Origin of the sequence: Paraburkholderia sp. RL18-085-BIA-A, assembly GCF_046027075.1 — a bacterium.
In the GTDB taxonomy this organism is placed as follows: domain Bacteria; phylum Pseudomonadota; class Gammaproteobacteria; order Burkholderiales; family Burkholderiaceae; genus Paraburkholderia.
In genome coordinates this window covers 71,017-85,214 of sequence record NZ_JARESU010000023.1, presented here as the reverse complement: position 1 = coordinate 85,214, position 14,198 = coordinate 71,017, and the positions used below count along the sequence as shown (strand labels likewise).

The following is a 14,198-nucleotide window of genomic DNA, read 5'->3' as shown; positions in this document are numbered from 1 at the left end:
GCGATGCTTTCGAAACTCACTCAATGGCTGGGCTCGCGCCGCCGCGACCGCGCGCTGCGCGACTACGCGATCGACGACGCGTTGTGGCAAGCCACGCTCGACGGCCTGCCGTTTCTCGCGCATCTCGACGCGCCGGACCTCGCGCGGCTGCGCGAGCTGACCAGCCTGTTCATCGCGCAAAAGGAATTCTCGACCGCGCACGAACTGGAACTGACCGACGCGATGACCGTGGCGATCGCCGCGCAGGCGTGTTTGCCGGTGCTGAACCTGAGTCTCGACCTCTATCGCGGCTGGGTCGGGGTGATCGTCTATCCGGGCGAGTTCGTGATCAGCAAGACCGTCGAGGACGAGGACGGCGTGGTGCACGAGGTCGAGCACGATGCGAGCGGCGAAGCGTGGGAAGGCGGCCCGGTAGTGCTGTCGTGGGAAGACGCGCAGATGACGGACGACACGGACGCGTACAACGTCGTGATTCACGAATTTGCGCACAAGATCGACATGCTGAACGGCGAAGCGGACGGCCACCCGCCCCTGATGCGCCGCTGGCACGCGCCGCTCGACTCGCAGGCGTGGGCCGACGTGTTCGACTCTGCGTACGACCAGTTCTGCGCCCGCGTCGATGCAGTGCCGGAGCGTCGCTGGGCGCGTTTCGAGCGCGAGTCGCTGATCGATCCGTACGCGGCGGATCATCCGTCGGAATTTTTTGCCGTGTGCAGCGAGGCGCTGTTTGTCACGCCGCGGGCGTTCGAAGCGGACTATCCGGAGCTTTACCGGCTGCTCGCGCGTTATTACCGGCAGGACCCGGCGCGCGTCGGAGTGGCGTTCACGCCGGCCTGACAGCACGCGTCTCCCACCGTTATGCCTCAGGTCGGCTGAACATGGCCCGAAGCCAAGAATCCGCGCAAGCTGCGCTGGCCGGCCCTGGCGCCGCGGAAATGCCCCTTTTGACTGCTGTCAAAAAGCTGGCGGAAAAGTCGTCAAGCGACTGATTTTCTGGCATAATCGCCGTTTTTCGACCATAGGCAAGTGGCTCGCGCCTAGATGCAGTCCGCGCTTTGTGGCTGCACGCGGGTTGGCTACCGCCAGATTAAAGGAAAGACCATGAAAGAAGGCATTCACCCGGATTACCGCGAAGTCCTGTTCATCGACATGTCGAACGACTTCAAGTTTGTGACGCGCTCGACCATCCAGACGCGTGAAACCGCCGAATTCAACGGCAAGACCTACCCGCTCGCCAAGATCGAAGTGTCGTCGGAATCGCATCCGTTCTACACCGGCCAGCAAAAGATCATGGACACGGCAGGCCGCGTCGAGAAGTTCAACAAGAAGTTCGGCGCACGCGCTACCGGCAAGGCAGCAGCGAAGTAATACCCGCCTCGTCGCTGGCTTTGGCCGGCAGCGACGCAGCAAAAAAAGGGCAGCGCGAGCTGCCCTTTTTTTGTCACCTAGGCCGTCGGCTTGTTTGCGGCCTTGTTTGCGGCCTCGTTGGTTGCCCCGTTCGCGGCCTCATGCGTGGGCTCATCCATCGCCGATGCCGTACTCGCACCCGCCGCAGCTGCGCTCGCAATGCGCGTGTTACAGGCTTCACAACGACGTTGCGGACCGTTACCAGCCGTGACGCGCAGCGCACGGCACGACTACAATGCCGGATGCTCCAGATGGGCCATCCCGGCCGGACGCATAGCCCGGTCATGGCCGCCCCGCTTATCCAATTTCCACACACCGCATGAGACCTGTCGTTCGCCTCACTGCCTCTGCGACCAGTGCGCTGCCGCGCTGGCTGCTGCTGACCATCTGTATCGTCTACGCATCGTTCGGGCTGTTCGGCCGCGATCCGTGGAAGAACGAGGACGCAGCCGGCTTCGGTGTCATGTGGACCATGGCGAACGGCGGCGCCCACGACTGGCTGCTGCCGAATCTGGTCGGCAAATACCTGACCGAGGACGGCCCGCTCGGCTACTGGCTCGGCGCCAGCGCGATCCGCGCGCTCGCGCCGTGGGTCGATGCGAGCAACGCGTCGCGCGTGTTCACCGGCCTGCTGTTTTGCGCGGGGTGCGCGTTCGTCTGGTATGCCGCCTACCTGCTGGGCCGGGGCGCCGAAGTTCAGCCGTTCAAGTACGCATTCGGCGGCGAGCCGGAACCGCGCGACTATGGCCGCACGCTCGCCGACGGCGCGCTGCTGATTCTGCTCGCCTGCTTCGGCCTTGCCGAACGCGGTCACGAAACCACGCCGCAACTGGCGCAGTTCGTCGGCATCGCGATGCTCGTGTACGGGCTCGTGCGGATGATCGACAAGCCGATTCAAGGCGCGCTGACCTGGGGCCTCGCACTCGGCCTCGTCACGCTCGCGAGCAGCCCGGTGCTGGTCGGCGCGCTGCTGGTCGGCACGCTGGCGATGTCGCTGATCGTGCGCGAAGCGCGTTCCCGCTGGCTGCTGCTCGCCGGTCTGCCGGTCGCGCTCGTCGTGTCGGTGTCGTGGCCGATCGCCGCGCTCGCCGCCTTTCCCGACGACGCCGTCTGGTACCTGAATCAATGGGTACACGTCAGCCTGAGTTCGTTTGCCGGGCCGCCGGGCTCGGTCGCCGCCTATGCGCTGAAGAACCTGCCGCTCTTCACGTGGCCGGCATGGCCGCTCGCGCTGTGGTCGTGGTTCAGCTGGAAAGGTTTGCGGCGCGCACCGCACGTGGCGATTCCGCTCTCGGTGATCGGGCCGCTGCTCGCGCTAGTGATCCTGCAAAGCCATCAGTCGAACCGGCTCTATATGCTGTTGCTGCCGCCGCTCGCGGTGCTCGCCACCTTTGCGCTGCCCACGCTCAAACGCGGCGCGATCAACGCGATCGACTGGTTCGCGCTGCTAAGCTTCACGATCCTCGGCAGCTTCGTCTGGCTGGTGTACGTGGCGGGCCTGACAGGCTTTCCGCATCCGCTTGCGCGCAATCTCGCGCGGCTCGCGCCAGGCTTCGCACCGCAGTTCAAGATTCTGTCGTTCGTCTGCGCGGTCGCCGTGACCGTGTGCTGGTTCATGCTGGTGCGCTGGCGTCTTGCGCGTCATCCGAAAGTCTTATGGCGCAGCGTGGTGCTCTCGAGCGCCGGCACGACGCTGATGTGGGTGCTGCTGATGACCCTGTGGCTACCCGTCGTCAACTACAGCCGGACCTACAAGGACGTCGCGCAACAGATCGCAAGCCATCTGCCGGACGACTACACCTGCATTTCGCCGGTTCGCCTGGGCAATGCGCAGATCGCCACGTTCGCCTATTTCGGCGACATGCACTTCTCGTTCGACCAGGACTGCGACGTGATCCTGCGTCAGGACTCGACGGAATATGGCGACCCGAGCGCGATGCCCGACTACATCTGGAAACTCGTGTGGGAAGGCCGCCGCGTGGCCGACCGCGATGAACGCTTCCGTCTGTACGTACGCATTGACCGGCCGAAGCCGCCGGTCGTCAAACGCCGCAACTGGCACAAGAAGCTCGACTGACCATGTTCGCCGACGTACGGAAAATCGCCGCGCTCGCGTGGCCCGTATTGATCGGCCAGCTGGCGATCATCGCCTTCGGCGTGATCGACACGGCGATGGTCGGCCGATACTCGGCGGTCGATCTGGCCGCGCTCGGCCTCGGCTCGTCGATCTATATCTCCGTCTACATTGGGCTGACCGGCATTCTGACCGCACTGCAGCCGATCGCCGGGCAGCTCTACGGCGCTCGCCGCTACGCCGAGATCGGCGAGGAAGTGCGCCAGTCGCTGTGGCTCACGCTGGCGCTGACCGTGATCGGCTTCCTGATTCTGTTTTTCCCCGGGCCCGTGCTGCATCTGGCGCGCGTGCCCGACGCGCTGCATGAACGCACGGTCGCGTATCTGCGGATTCTGGCCTTCGGCCTGCCTGCCGGCCTCGCATTTCGCGTCTACAGTTCGGTGACCAATGCGGTCGGCCAACCGCGGCTCGTGATGATCCTCCAGATCGGCGCGCTGTTGCTCAAGTTTCCGCTCAACACGTGGTTCATCTTCGGCGGACTCGGCGTGCCGGCGCTCGGCGGTCCGGGGTGCGCGCTCGCCAGCACCGCGATCAACTGGGGGCTTGCGGTGCTCGGCATGGTGCTGCTCACGCGCGTCGACGTGTTCAGGCCGTTCGCGATCTTCGCGCACTTCTGCTGGCCGGTGTGGCGGCGCCAGGCCGCGCAGTTGCGGCTGGGCATTCCGATGGGCCTGTCGTATCTGATCGAAGTCACGTCCTATACATTCATGGCGCTGTTCATCGCGCGTTTCGGCACGACGACGCTCGCCGGCCATCAGATCGCCGGCAATATCGGCGCGGTGCTGTACATGACGCCGCTGTCTATCGGCATTGCTTCTTCGACGCTGGTCGCGCAGGCGCTCGGCGCGCATCGTCCGAAAGCGGCGCGCACGCTGTCGCGTCACGGCATCGTGATGGCCGTCGCGATCGCCTGCTGTTATGGCGCGATCGTGCTGGTGCTGCGGCCGTACATCATCGAAGGCTATACGCCGAATGCGCAGGTCGTGGCGGCGGCGATGCCGCTGGTGCTGATCGTCGTGTGCTACCACCTGTTCGACGCGTTGCAGATCACGACCGCGTTCGTGCTGCGCGCGTACAGGGTGGCGGTCGTGCCAACCGTCATCTATGCGGTGGCGTTGTGGGGCGTGGGACTGGGCGGCGGCTATCTGCTCGGTTTCGATGTGAGCGGCGTCACGCCGCAATGGCTGACCGGCGCGCGTGGGTTCTGGGTCGCGAATACCGCGAGTCTGGCGATTGCCGGACTTGGTTTGCTGATGTACTGGCGGACCGTGAGCAAGCGGTATTTGCGCGGCGGTGCGGCGGTTTCGCTGGATTCGGCGGGGTGAGGATTGGCGGGTTGGCCTGGCGGGCCGCCAACCCGGCCGCTGGCCGCTGGCCACTGGCTACGTGACTGACGGCTTGGCTGGCCCCCTAATTGACCGTGTTGCTGGCTTGCATGTCAATGATATTTGGCATTGCCCCGTTCCTGCCAAACGGCTGTTACGAGTAACCACGCACGCCTCTCCGAAGTCTGCTTTGAAAACAGACTGTTAGTTGCATTGAAGCAGAAGGAAAAAGCGGCGCCGCGAGGCCACCGCTTTCCAACCCAACGCCCAACCGATCAACCCACGAGCGCTTCCTCCGCCACCTCGCCTCCCCTGTCCCGCTGCGCCATTTCCGCCTCCCGATCGTGCCGCTCGAAAATCTCCCGCGCGGCAAACAGCGCATTCAGCGCCGCCGGAAAGCCCGCATAGAGCGCCATCTGCATGAACACCTCGACGATCTCCTCGCGCGTGCAGCCGACGTTCAACGCCGCCTCGATATGCACCCTCAACTGCGGTTGCGCGCAGCCCAGCGTCGCGAGCGACGCAATGGTCGCGATTTCGCGCGCACGCAGATCGAGCTGCGGCCGGCTGTAAATATCGCCGAAGCCGAATTCGATCAGCAGCCGGCCGAAATCTGGCGCGATCGGCGCGAGCGCGGCGATCACCTGTTCGCCGGCCGAGCCGTCGATGTCCTTCAGCTTGTCCCGGCCTCGGGTGTAGCGGTCGTTTTGTGTGTAGTTCATGGTGAGTCCTCGTCCGAATGTGAATGCGTTGAGCTTGCGTCGATCTGTCGTGCCGGATTTCCCGCGACGGCGTTCTGCTCCGCCGCTTTTTCGTAGTACGCGATCTTGTCGAGGATCGCGCCGAGGTTGTTCTGCAACTCGGCGATGCGCGCCAAAACCGCATCCCGGTGCGCCACCAGCAGGTCGCGGCGCGCGCCCATCGTCGGCTGGCCTTGCGCGCGCAACGCCGCGAAAGCCTGCATCCCGGCGATCGGCATGCCGGTGGCCTTCAGACGCATCAGGAACAGCAGCCAGTCGAGATCGGCCGGCGAATACAGACGATGCCCCGCCTGCGTGCGCCCCACCGGGCGAATCAGCCCGGCCTGTCCGTAGTAACGCAGCGTATGCGTCGAGACGCCGATCGTTTCGGCGACCTGACCGATGGTGAGTGCAGTTGGGAGTTTCGACATGACGGACTCAGGTTAGGACTTCGAGTGCACTCTAAGTCAAGCACTCGTCGTTGTCATTTGTCTGCGTTGTCATTCTTTATGGCGGCCGATATTGATGGATAAACTCGCAAGAGCCCAATCGGCATGCAAAAGGTTTAAATATTGTCCGCGCTGATTTACTTGTCATGAATCGGTCGGTATAAATCGTCGGCGCTAGCAAATAAGGGCGCGTGAATTGTTCTATGCTTAAGCGCAGCGCCTGCTGACAGGATGCGTCGTCCGTTCCCGGCTTAATTTTTGCCCTCAATGGAGTGCTTGCCATGCTGAAGAAGCTTTTAATGCTTTGCGTTGCTTTGGTTTTATCGCTGTCGGCCGGATTTGCGGCGGCCGTCGAAGTGAATTCCGCCGATCAGGCGGCGCTCGAATCGGTCAAGGGTATCGGGCCGGCGCACGCAAAGGCGATCATCGACGAACGCACCAAAAATGGCCCCTTCAAGGATGCCGATGATCTCGCCGCCCGCGTCAAGGGCATCGGCACCAAATCGGTCACCAATCTCGAAGCGGCCGGCCTGACGATCAACGGTTCATCCGCGCCGCCGAGCGGTGCCAAGCCCGCCGCCAAGTCAAGCGGCACCGCGAGCACCAAGGCGGCGCCGGCAGCCGCGCCTGCGGCGACCACCGCAGCGCCGGCCACGACGGCGACCGCTGCGCCCGCGGAAGCATCGGGCACCAAAGCGTCGAAGTCGAAGAAGAAGAGCAAGGCCGCTGCCTCCGAAGCGGCTGCGGCTTCCGCACCGGCGGCAGCGCCCACGGCGAATGCACCCGCCGATGCGTCCGGCGCCAAAGCTTCGAAGAAGGCGAAAAAGAGCAAAGCCGCTTCGGCCGCCGCAGCGTCTGGCGCATAAGCAGACGCACAAACGGACGCATAAGCAGACGCATAACGGGGCGGGCGACGGCATCGCCGAGCTTCATCGATACACGCATGAGCGTCGCGCCATGCCCCTATCGAAGTGGCCCGCCCGCCTTCCCACTGCGCCGCGCAACCGCGCGGCGTTTTCACCCGCCGGCCCGTCAAGCACGTGCCGGCTTTCAAGAGAGACCGTCATGAGCCTACTCGACACCATTGGTTCCATACTTGGCAAATCGCCTGAAGGCGGCGGCCAGCAAGCGCTGGTCGCAGCCGCACTCGAATTCGTCAATAACCAGCCGGGCGGCCTGAACGGCCTGATCGACCGCTTCAAGGAAAAGGGCCTCGGCGACGTCGTGACGTCGTGGGTCAGCAACGGCGAGAACCAGCCGATCGCGCCCGATGCGCTGCACAGCGTGCTCGGCTCGGAGACCGTCACGAACCTCGCGGCGAAAGCCGGCGTTGAGCCGGATCAGGTGACGGGCCTGCTGTCGCAAATCCTGCCGCACGTCGTCAATGCGGCGACGCCGGAAGGCGAAGTGCCGGCCGAGGGCAAGCTGAACGCGACCACCGTGCTCGGCGCGCTCGGCGGCCTGTCGGCGCTGTTCGGCAAGAACAACAACGCGTAACGACGCAGGTAGCCTCGCCTGAGCGGCGCTGCGGACACAAAAAAGCGGCAACGAAGTCACCTTCGTTGCCGCTTTTCCGTTGCTACTTATTATCATCGGCGGGACAGCGGCTCGACTACCGCCGCTTTTCGCCGCCGAACCCGCGTTTCGCTCAATGCACGACGCGTTCGAACACCAGCTTGCCGTCTTCCAGTTCCACCGGAATCACATCCTTCGGGCCGAACTTGCCGGCCAGGATCAGCTTGGCGACCGGGTTCTCGATCTCCTGCTGGATCGCGCGCTTCAACGGCCGTGCGCCGAACAGCGGATCGTAACCGACCTTGCCGACGTGCTCGAGTGCCTCGTCCGACACCACCAGCTGCATGTCGAGCTTCGCAAGCCGCTCATGCAGACGCTGCAGCTGGATACGCGCGATCGACTGGATGTTCGAGCGGTCGAGTGCATGGAACACCACGACGTCGTCGATCCGGTTCAGGAACTCGGGCCGGAAGTGCAGCTTCACCTCTTCCCAGACCGCGTCCTTGACCGCTTCCTGCGGCTCGCCGACCATCGCCTGGATCACCTGCGAACCGAGGTTCGAGGTCATCACGATCACCGTGTTCTTGAAGTCGACGGTACGACCCTGGCCGTCGGTCATGCGACCGTCGTCGAGCACTTGCAGCAGCACGTTGAACACGTCCGGATGCGCCTTCTCGATTTCGTCGAGCAGGATCACGCTATACGGCTTGCGGCGCACCGCCTCGGTCAGATAACCGCCTTCCTCATAACCGACGTAGCCCGGCGGCGCACCGATCAACCGCGCGACGCTGTGCTTCTCCATGAATTCGCTCATGTCGATACGGATCAGATGATCTTCCGAATCGAACAGGAATGCCGCCAGCGCCTTGCACAGTTCGGTCTTGCCGACGCCGGTCGGCCCGAGGAACAGGAACGAACCGTACGGACGGTTAGGGTCCGAGAGGCCTGCGCGCGAACGGCGAATCGCGTCGGCCACCGCATTGATCGCCTCGTCCTGACCGACCACGCGGTCGTGCAGTTTCCCTTCGATCTGCAGCAGCTTTTCGCGTTCGCCCTGCATCATCCGCGAGACCGGAATGCCGGTGGACCGCGACACGACTTCGGCGATTTCTTCCGCGCCGACCTGCGTGCGCAACAGCCGCGGACGCTGCGGACTGCTCTGCTCCTCAGCCTCGGCGCGCGTCACTTCCTTCAACTGCGCTTCGAGACCCGGCAGCTTGCCGTACTGCAACTCGGCGACCTTCTCCAGCTTGCCTTCACGCTGCAAGCGTGTGATTTCCGCGCGCGTTTTCTCGATCTCTTCCTTCAGTTGCGCGCTGCCCTGCACCGCGGCTTTTTCCGCGGTCCAGATTTCTTCGAGGTCCGAATATTCGCGATTCAGCCGCTCGATTTCCTCCTCGATCAGTTGCAGGCGCTTTTGCGACGCTTCGTCCTTTTCCTTCTTCACGGCTTCGCGTTCGATCTTCAACTGGATCAGACGTCGGTCGAGCCGGTCCATCTCTTCCGGCTTCGAGTCGATTTCCATCTTGATCTTGGACGCGGCTTCGTCAATCAGATCGATCGCCTTGTCCGGCAGGAAGCGGTCGGTGATATAGCGATGCGACAGTTCCGCTGCCGCGACGATGGCCGGATCGGTGATGTCGACGCCATGATGCAGTTCGTACCTTTCCTGCAGCCCGCGCAGGATCGCGATGGTCGCCTCTACCGTCGGTTCATCGACCAGCACCTTCTGGAAGCGGCGTTCGAGCGCGGCATCCTTCTCGATGTACTTGCGATACTCATCGAGCGTGGTGGCGCCCACGCAATGCAGTTCGCCGCGCGAGAGCGCCGGCTTGAGCATGTTGCCCGCGTCCATCGCGCCTTCGGCCTTGCCCGCGCCGACCATCGTATGGATTTCATCGATGAAGACGATGGTCTGCCCTTCGTCCTTCGCGATATCGTTGAGCACCGCCTTCAGCCGCTCTTCGAACTCGCCGCGATACTTCGCGCCGGCCAGCAAAGCAGCCATGTCGAGCGACAACACGCGCTTGCCTTTCAGCGTTTCCGGCACTTCGCCGTTGACGATACGCTGCGCGAGCCCTTCAACGATCGCGGTCTTGCCCACGCCCGGTTCGCCGATCAGCACCGGATTGTTCTTGGTGCGGCGTTGCAGGATCTGGATCGAACGACGGATTTCGTCGTCGCGGCCGATCACCGGGTCGAGCTTGCCGGCCCGCGCGCGCTCGGTCAGGTCAATGGTGTACTTCTTGAGCGCCTCGCGCTGGCTTTCGGCGTCCTGGCTATGCACCTGCGAGCCGCCGCGCACGGCCACAATCGCGCTTTCCAGCGACTTGCGCGACAAGCCATGCTGACGCGCGATGCGGCCGGCTTCACCCTTGTCGTCGGCAACCGCGAGCAGGAACATCTCGCTGGCGATGAACGTGTCGTTCAGCTGCTGCGCTTCCTTGTCCGCCTGATTCAGCAAGCCGGTCAGCTCGCGGCCGATCTGCACGTTGCCGTCGGTGCCCTGCACCTGCGGCAGACGCGTCATCGCGTCGCCGAGCGCAGTTTGCAGCGCCTGAACGTGCACGCCGGCGCGCGACAACAGCGAGCGCGCCGCCCCATCCTGCTGCGCGACGAGCGCCGACAGCACATGAACCGGTTCAATGTATTGATTGTCATGGCCGACGGCCAGACTCTGCGCATCCGCCAGTGCTTCCTGGAATTTAGTGGTGAGTTTGTCGATTCTCATCAAGAGACCTCCAATTTCGATTACCACCAAAATGAGGCGTTTTATTCAGGTTTCAAGCGTTTTTTTGCGCTCAACAGCGAGTATTTAACATTTGAGCGAAAGAACTGTCCGTGCCCCGTTTCAGGCCGACGGCGCCGAGGCGACCGGCACGATCGGGATCACGGCGCCGCCCAGCCCGAGCAGCGAAGCCAGCGCTCCCTGCGGCTGCGCGACCTCGCCGATGGTGTAGCGGTCGAGTTCGGCGAGGAAGGCCTTGCCCGCCGCGTCGAGCGCGTCGCGCAGACGGCACGCCGGCGAGATCACGCAGGAGCGGTGCGCGCCGTGCTGGTCGGGCAGACAGGCGACCAGCGCGAAGTCGCTTTCCATCACACGGACCACCTCGCCCACGGTTAACGCGCGAGATTGTTCGGGGAACCGCAGGCCGCCGTTGCGCCCGCGCACGGTCTCGATCCAGCCGCGCTCGGCGAGTTGCTGCACGACTTTCATCAAGTGGTTCTTGGAAATTCCGTACGCCTGCGAAATGTCCTGGATCGTTGACAGGCCATCGCCCCGGACGGCGAGGTACAGCAGGACGCGTAGTGAGTAATCCGTAAAATCGGTCAGTCTCATAATGCAGGTCACGATAAGCGCAAGCCGCGATCCCTGAGATAACCGCGTCGATGCTAGGGTTGCCGTGGCGCACCGCTTCGCCATAAGATGCAGCGAATACGCATGTTTTCCAATTTTGCGCTGATGAGGGTGTTGGTGTTCGCGCCGGTGTTCGGGTAGTAATGGTAACGTTTCCTGCGTCAACCATTCACGCGAAAAGCGAGTTATTCCCGGCCTTCTTTTCGTCCGCACGCATTTGAGGGCCGCTTTCCGGGCGGCCGGCCGCTGTGTGACGCGCCGCCTTGCGCGGCATTTATCTGGAATCTGCATGAATCCGTCCTTTCCCGCCGCGCCGGTCGTCGAGCGCGCCGCCGAGCCTACCGAAGCGAATATCCGCGAACTCGTCTACGGCTTTTACGACCGCGTGCGCGCCGACGCGCTGCTCGGCCCGGTCTTCGAAGCGAAGCTCTCGGGCCGCTGGGACGACCATCTGCCGAAGATGTGCACGTTCTGGGGCTCTCTGGTGCTGGGCGCGAAGCAGTACCGCGGCAACGTGCAGCAGGCGCATCAGCCGCTGGAAGGTGTCGAGCCCCAGCACTTCAGCCGCTGGCTGTATCTGTTTCTGGATACGGTCGAATCGCGCTACCAGCCGGCCGCGGCGGTGCGCTTCATGGAGCCGGCGCTGCGCATCGCGCAAAGCCTGCAATTGAGCCGCTTCGGCTGGGATTACAAGATTCCGCCCGAACAGCAGGCGCTGCTGGAGCGCGTGGCGCCGAAGCGCCGTCCGGATGACGGCGGTACGCCTCACGCGGCACGTCCGGCCGGTGAGCCGTTTCCGGCGCGGATCATCGGGCGCGCGCGCGACGAGTGAACGGGTGTTGGGCGTGTTTGGGTGCGTTCGGGTGCATTGCGCGCGTCAATGCGTCTTGACGTCGCACGCCGCTTCCATAGCAGCCTGACCCGTCCCTACTCCCGCGTTCGATTCCCCAATTCAATGCCCCAGCGGGCGAGCGCGGCGTCGTCGGTGACTCGGGCGTCGACCCAGCGTTCGCCGGCCTCGGTCTTCTCTTTCTTCCAGAACGGCGCCTGGGTCTTCAAATAATCCATCACGAACTCACACGACGCGAATGCGTCGCCGCGATGCGCGGCCGTGGTCGCGACCAGCACGATCTGGTCGAGCGGATAAAGCTTGCCGACCCGATGCACGATCAACACCTCGATGCCCGGCCAGCGCTCGCACGCGCTCACGATGATCGCTTCCAGCGACTTCTCGGTCATGCCGGGATAATGCTCGAGCTCCATCGTTTCGACGGTGCTGCCGTCGTTCAGATCGCGCACGGTGCCGACAAAGCAGGCAACCGCGCCGATCTTCGGATTGCGCGCACGCAACGCGGCCACCTCGGCAGTGAGGTCGAAATCTTCGGTCTGGACACGAACGGGCATGGGCGGCTCCCTGGTGACGATCTAGCGGAGCTGACGCCTAGCCGCCCGTGACCGGCGGGAAGAACGCGACTTCGCAGCCATCCGTGATCCGGGCGCTGGCGCCGGTCATCACGTGGTTGCAAGCCATGCGCAGCGCGCGGCCTTCGGCGAGCGTGTCGGCCCAGACCCCGCCGCGCACGCGCAGCCACGCGCGCACGTCGCCGACGGTCGCGATGCCGTCGGGCAGCTCGACGGTTTCGTCGGCCAGGTTGAGCGCTTCGCGCACGCTCGCAAAATAGCGGAGTTCAATCTTCATCGGGATGCCGCCGGCTGTGGCCGGCCTCAGTTCAGCAATTCGGAAAAGGGAATGAAGCGCACGGTCTCGCCCGCGCGGATCGCGTGGTTCGGCGGATTGTCGATCAGGCCGTCGCCCCAGACCGTCGAGGTCAGCACGGCGGAACTCTGATTCGGGAACAGATCGAGGCCGCCAGCCTCGTTGAGCCGCGCGCGCAGAAATTCGTTGCGGCGGTCGGCCTTGCTCTGGGTGAAGTCCGCGCGCAGCGACAGCGTGCGCGGCGCGACCGTTCGCGCACCGGCGAGACTCAGCACGAACGGACGCACGAACAGCACGAAGGTGGCGAAGCTGGAAACCGGGTTGCCGGGCAGGCCGATGAAGAACGTTTCGGCCGATGCCGATGCGTCTGCACTTGCGCGCGCGGCGGCGCGGCGCACCGCGCCGAAGGCGAGCGGCTTGCCCGGCTTCATCGCGATCTGCCACATCGACAAACGCCCTTCCGCCTCAACGGCGGGCTTCACGTGATCTTCCTCGCCGACCGATACGCCGCCGCAAGTCAGGATCAGATCGTGCCCGTCGGCGGCTTCACGCAGCGTCGCGCGGGTCGCGTCGAGCTTGTCGGCCACGATGCCGTAGTCGGTCACTTCGCAGCCGAGCTTTTCCAGCAGCCCGCGCAGCGTGAAGCGGTTCGAGTTGTAAATCGCGCCCGGTTTCAGCGGCTCGCCCGGCATCGTCAGCTCGTCGCCGGTGAAGAACACCGCCACCTTGACGCGGCGGCGCACCGGAAGCTCCGCGCAGCCGACCGACGCGGCAAGCCCCAGCGCCTGCGGCGTGAGCCGCGTGCCCGCCGGCAGGATAATCGAGCCGCTGCGGATGTCCGCGCCTTGCACCGTGATCCATTCACCGGCTTGCGGGGTGTGGAGGATCGTGACTTCGGCGCCGGCGGCTTCGGTTTGCTCCTGCATCACGATCGCGTCGGCGCCGGACGGCACCGTTGCGCCGGTGAAGATGCGCGCCGCGGTGCCGGGCGTCAGCGGCGTGGGCGCGTGGCCGGCCGGAATGCGTTGCGACACCGGCAAGCGATTGCCGCCCGCGCGCGCCAGGTCCGCGGTGCGGATCGCGTAACCGTCCATTGCGCTGGTGTTCATCGGCGGGACGTCGAGCGGTGACGTGACGTCAGCCGACAGCACGCGATTCAGCGCGTCCAGCGTGGGAATGGATTCTGTGCCGGCGATCGGACTCGCGGCGCCAAGCAGGGTCGCCAACGCTTCGGCAGTGGCGAGCATGGGAGCGCGGGGCGTTGGTGTGGACATCTCTGGTTTCGAAGCCGCGGATTAAAAGAACATTGTAGCGGTCGATGCCGTCGGCCTGGGCGGCCCGGCGTGATGGGAGAGTTTTGCGGGTTTGCGGGTTTTGCGGGTTCTGCTTTGTGTGAGGGCGGCAGGTTGCTTTTTAGCGCGCTCAGCGAACTGCGCGGCAAGCGCTCTTTTGCCGCGGGCCTATTGGCCCGTCTAAATGCGGCTGAACGCCTGTCGGCCCGGCCCGACTCCTATCGCCGCGCCTGGAAGCCCATCAACCCGCGTCCAGCCGCT

Annotated in this window: 14 protein-coding genes; 7 read left to right on the top strand and 7 right to left on the bottom strand. The window is 64.3% G+C overall.

Going from position 1 to position 14,198, the window contains the following annotated elements:
• The first annotated feature begins 3 nt into the window (after positions 1 to 3).
• The 4 genes from P0D89_RS18055 (at position 4) to P0D89_RS18040 (ending at position 4,866) form a co-directional block, all read left to right on the top strand.
• A complete protein-coding gene (locus P0D89_RS18055; RefSeq protein WP_408376956.1) occupies positions 4 to 837 on the top strand; it encodes a M90 family metallopeptidase in 834 nt (277 codons plus the stop codon).
• 264 nt (positions 838 to 1,101) lie between these two features.
• Positions 1,102 to 1,368, top strand: coding sequence for a type B 50S ribosomal protein L31 (locus P0D89_RS18050; RefSeq protein WP_149673157.1), 267 nt, complete (start codon positions 1,102 to 1,104; stop codon positions 1,366 to 1,368).
• Between the two features lie 358 nt (positions 1,369 to 1,726).
• Positions 1,727 to 3,484: an ArnT family glycosyltransferase gene (locus P0D89_RS18045; protein WP_408376955.1), complete on the top strand. Its 1,758-nt coding sequence runs from the start codon at positions 1,727 to 1,729 to the stop codon at positions 3,482 to 3,484.
• A gap of 2 nt (positions 3,485 to 3,486) precedes the next feature.
• Positions 3,487 to 4,866, top strand: coding sequence for an MATE family efflux transporter (locus P0D89_RS18040; RefSeq protein ID WP_408359449.1), 1,380 nt, complete (start codon positions 3,487 to 3,489; stop codon positions 4,864 to 4,866).
• Positions 4,867 to 5,141: 275 nt separating this feature from the next.
• On the opposite strand, the gene P0D89_RS18035 is transcribed toward P0D89_RS18040, so the two are convergent.
• Positions 5,142 to 5,588 (bottom strand): carboxymuconolactone decarboxylase family protein, encoded by a 447-nt coding sequence (locus P0D89_RS18035; protein WP_408359447.1) that lies wholly within the window; start codon positions 5,586 to 5,588, stop codon positions 5,142 to 5,144.
• On the bottom strand, positions 5,585 to 6,037 hold the full coding sequence (locus P0D89_RS18030; protein WP_408359445.1) for a MerR family transcriptional regulator: 453 nt from the start codon (positions 6,035 to 6,037) through the stop codon (positions 5,585 to 5,587). Before P0D89_RS18030 ends, P0D89_RS18035 begins: the two co-directional genes overlap by 4 nt.
• Before the next feature lie 299 nt (positions 6,038 to 6,336).
• On the opposite strand from P0D89_RS18030, the gene P0D89_RS18025 reads away from it, so the two are divergent.
• Both P0D89_RS18025 and P0D89_RS54805 read left to right on the top strand, forming a co-directional pair.
• Complete coding sequence (locus P0D89_RS18025; RefSeq protein ID WP_408359443.1) at positions 6,337 to 6,921, top strand: ComEA family DNA-binding protein; 585 nt, start codon at positions 6,337 to 6,339, stop codon at positions 6,919 to 6,921.
• Entirely contained in the window at positions 6,833 to 7,552 is a 720-nt protein-coding gene (locus P0D89_RS54805) for a YidB family protein (protein ID WP_494478160.1), read from the top strand. Before P0D89_RS18025 ends, P0D89_RS54805 begins: the two co-directional genes overlap by 89 nt.
• Before the next feature lie 151 nt (positions 7,553 to 7,703).
• Here the strand turns inward: P0D89_RS54805 and clpB are convergent, their stop codons facing one another.
• Both clpB and P0D89_RS18010 read right to left on the bottom strand, forming a co-directional pair.
• Entirely contained in the window at positions 7,704 to 10,301 is a 2,598-nt protein-coding gene (gene clpB / locus P0D89_RS18015; protein WP_408359439.1) for an ATP-dependent chaperone ClpB, read from the bottom strand.
• A 120-nt stretch (positions 10,302 to 10,421) separates the two neighbouring features.
• Positions 10,422 to 10,910: an Rrf2 family transcriptional regulator gene (locus tag P0D89_RS18010; RefSeq protein ID WP_408359437.1), complete on the bottom strand. Its 489-nt coding sequence runs from the start codon at positions 10,908 to 10,910 to the stop codon at positions 10,422 to 10,424.
• A 307-nt stretch (positions 10,911 to 11,217) separates the two neighbouring features.
• On the opposite strand from P0D89_RS18010, the gene P0D89_RS18005 reads away from it, so the two are divergent.
• Positions 11,218 to 11,760, top strand: coding sequence for a group III truncated hemoglobin (locus tag P0D89_RS18005; protein ID WP_408359435.1), 543 nt, complete (start codon positions 11,218 to 11,220; stop codon positions 11,758 to 11,760).
• Positions 11,761 to 11,855: 95 nt separating this feature from the next.
• Here the strand turns inward: P0D89_RS18005 and P0D89_RS18000 are convergent, their stop codons facing one another.
• The 3 genes from P0D89_RS18000 to P0D89_RS17990 are packed head-to-tail and all read right to left on the bottom strand — an operon-like array spanning position 11,856 to position 13,892.
• Positions 11,856 to 12,332 (bottom strand): molybdenum cofactor biosynthesis protein MoaE, encoded by a 477-nt coding sequence (locus P0D89_RS18000; protein WP_408359433.1) that lies wholly within the window; start codon positions 12,330 to 12,332, stop codon positions 11,856 to 11,858.
• Between the two features lie 37 nt (positions 12,333 to 12,369).
• Positions 12,370 to 12,627 (bottom strand): molybdopterin converting factor subunit 1, encoded by a 258-nt coding sequence (gene moaD, locus P0D89_RS17995; RefSeq protein WP_408359431.1) that lies wholly within the window; start codon positions 12,625 to 12,627, stop codon positions 12,370 to 12,372.
• 26 nt (positions 12,628 to 12,653) lie between these two features.
• On the bottom strand, positions 12,654 to 13,892 hold the full coding sequence (locus tag P0D89_RS17990; RefSeq protein WP_408359495.1) for a molybdopterin molybdotransferase MoeA: 1,239 nt from the start codon (positions 13,890 to 13,892) through the stop codon (positions 12,654 to 12,656).
• Positions 13,893 to 14,198: the final 306 nt, after the last annotated feature.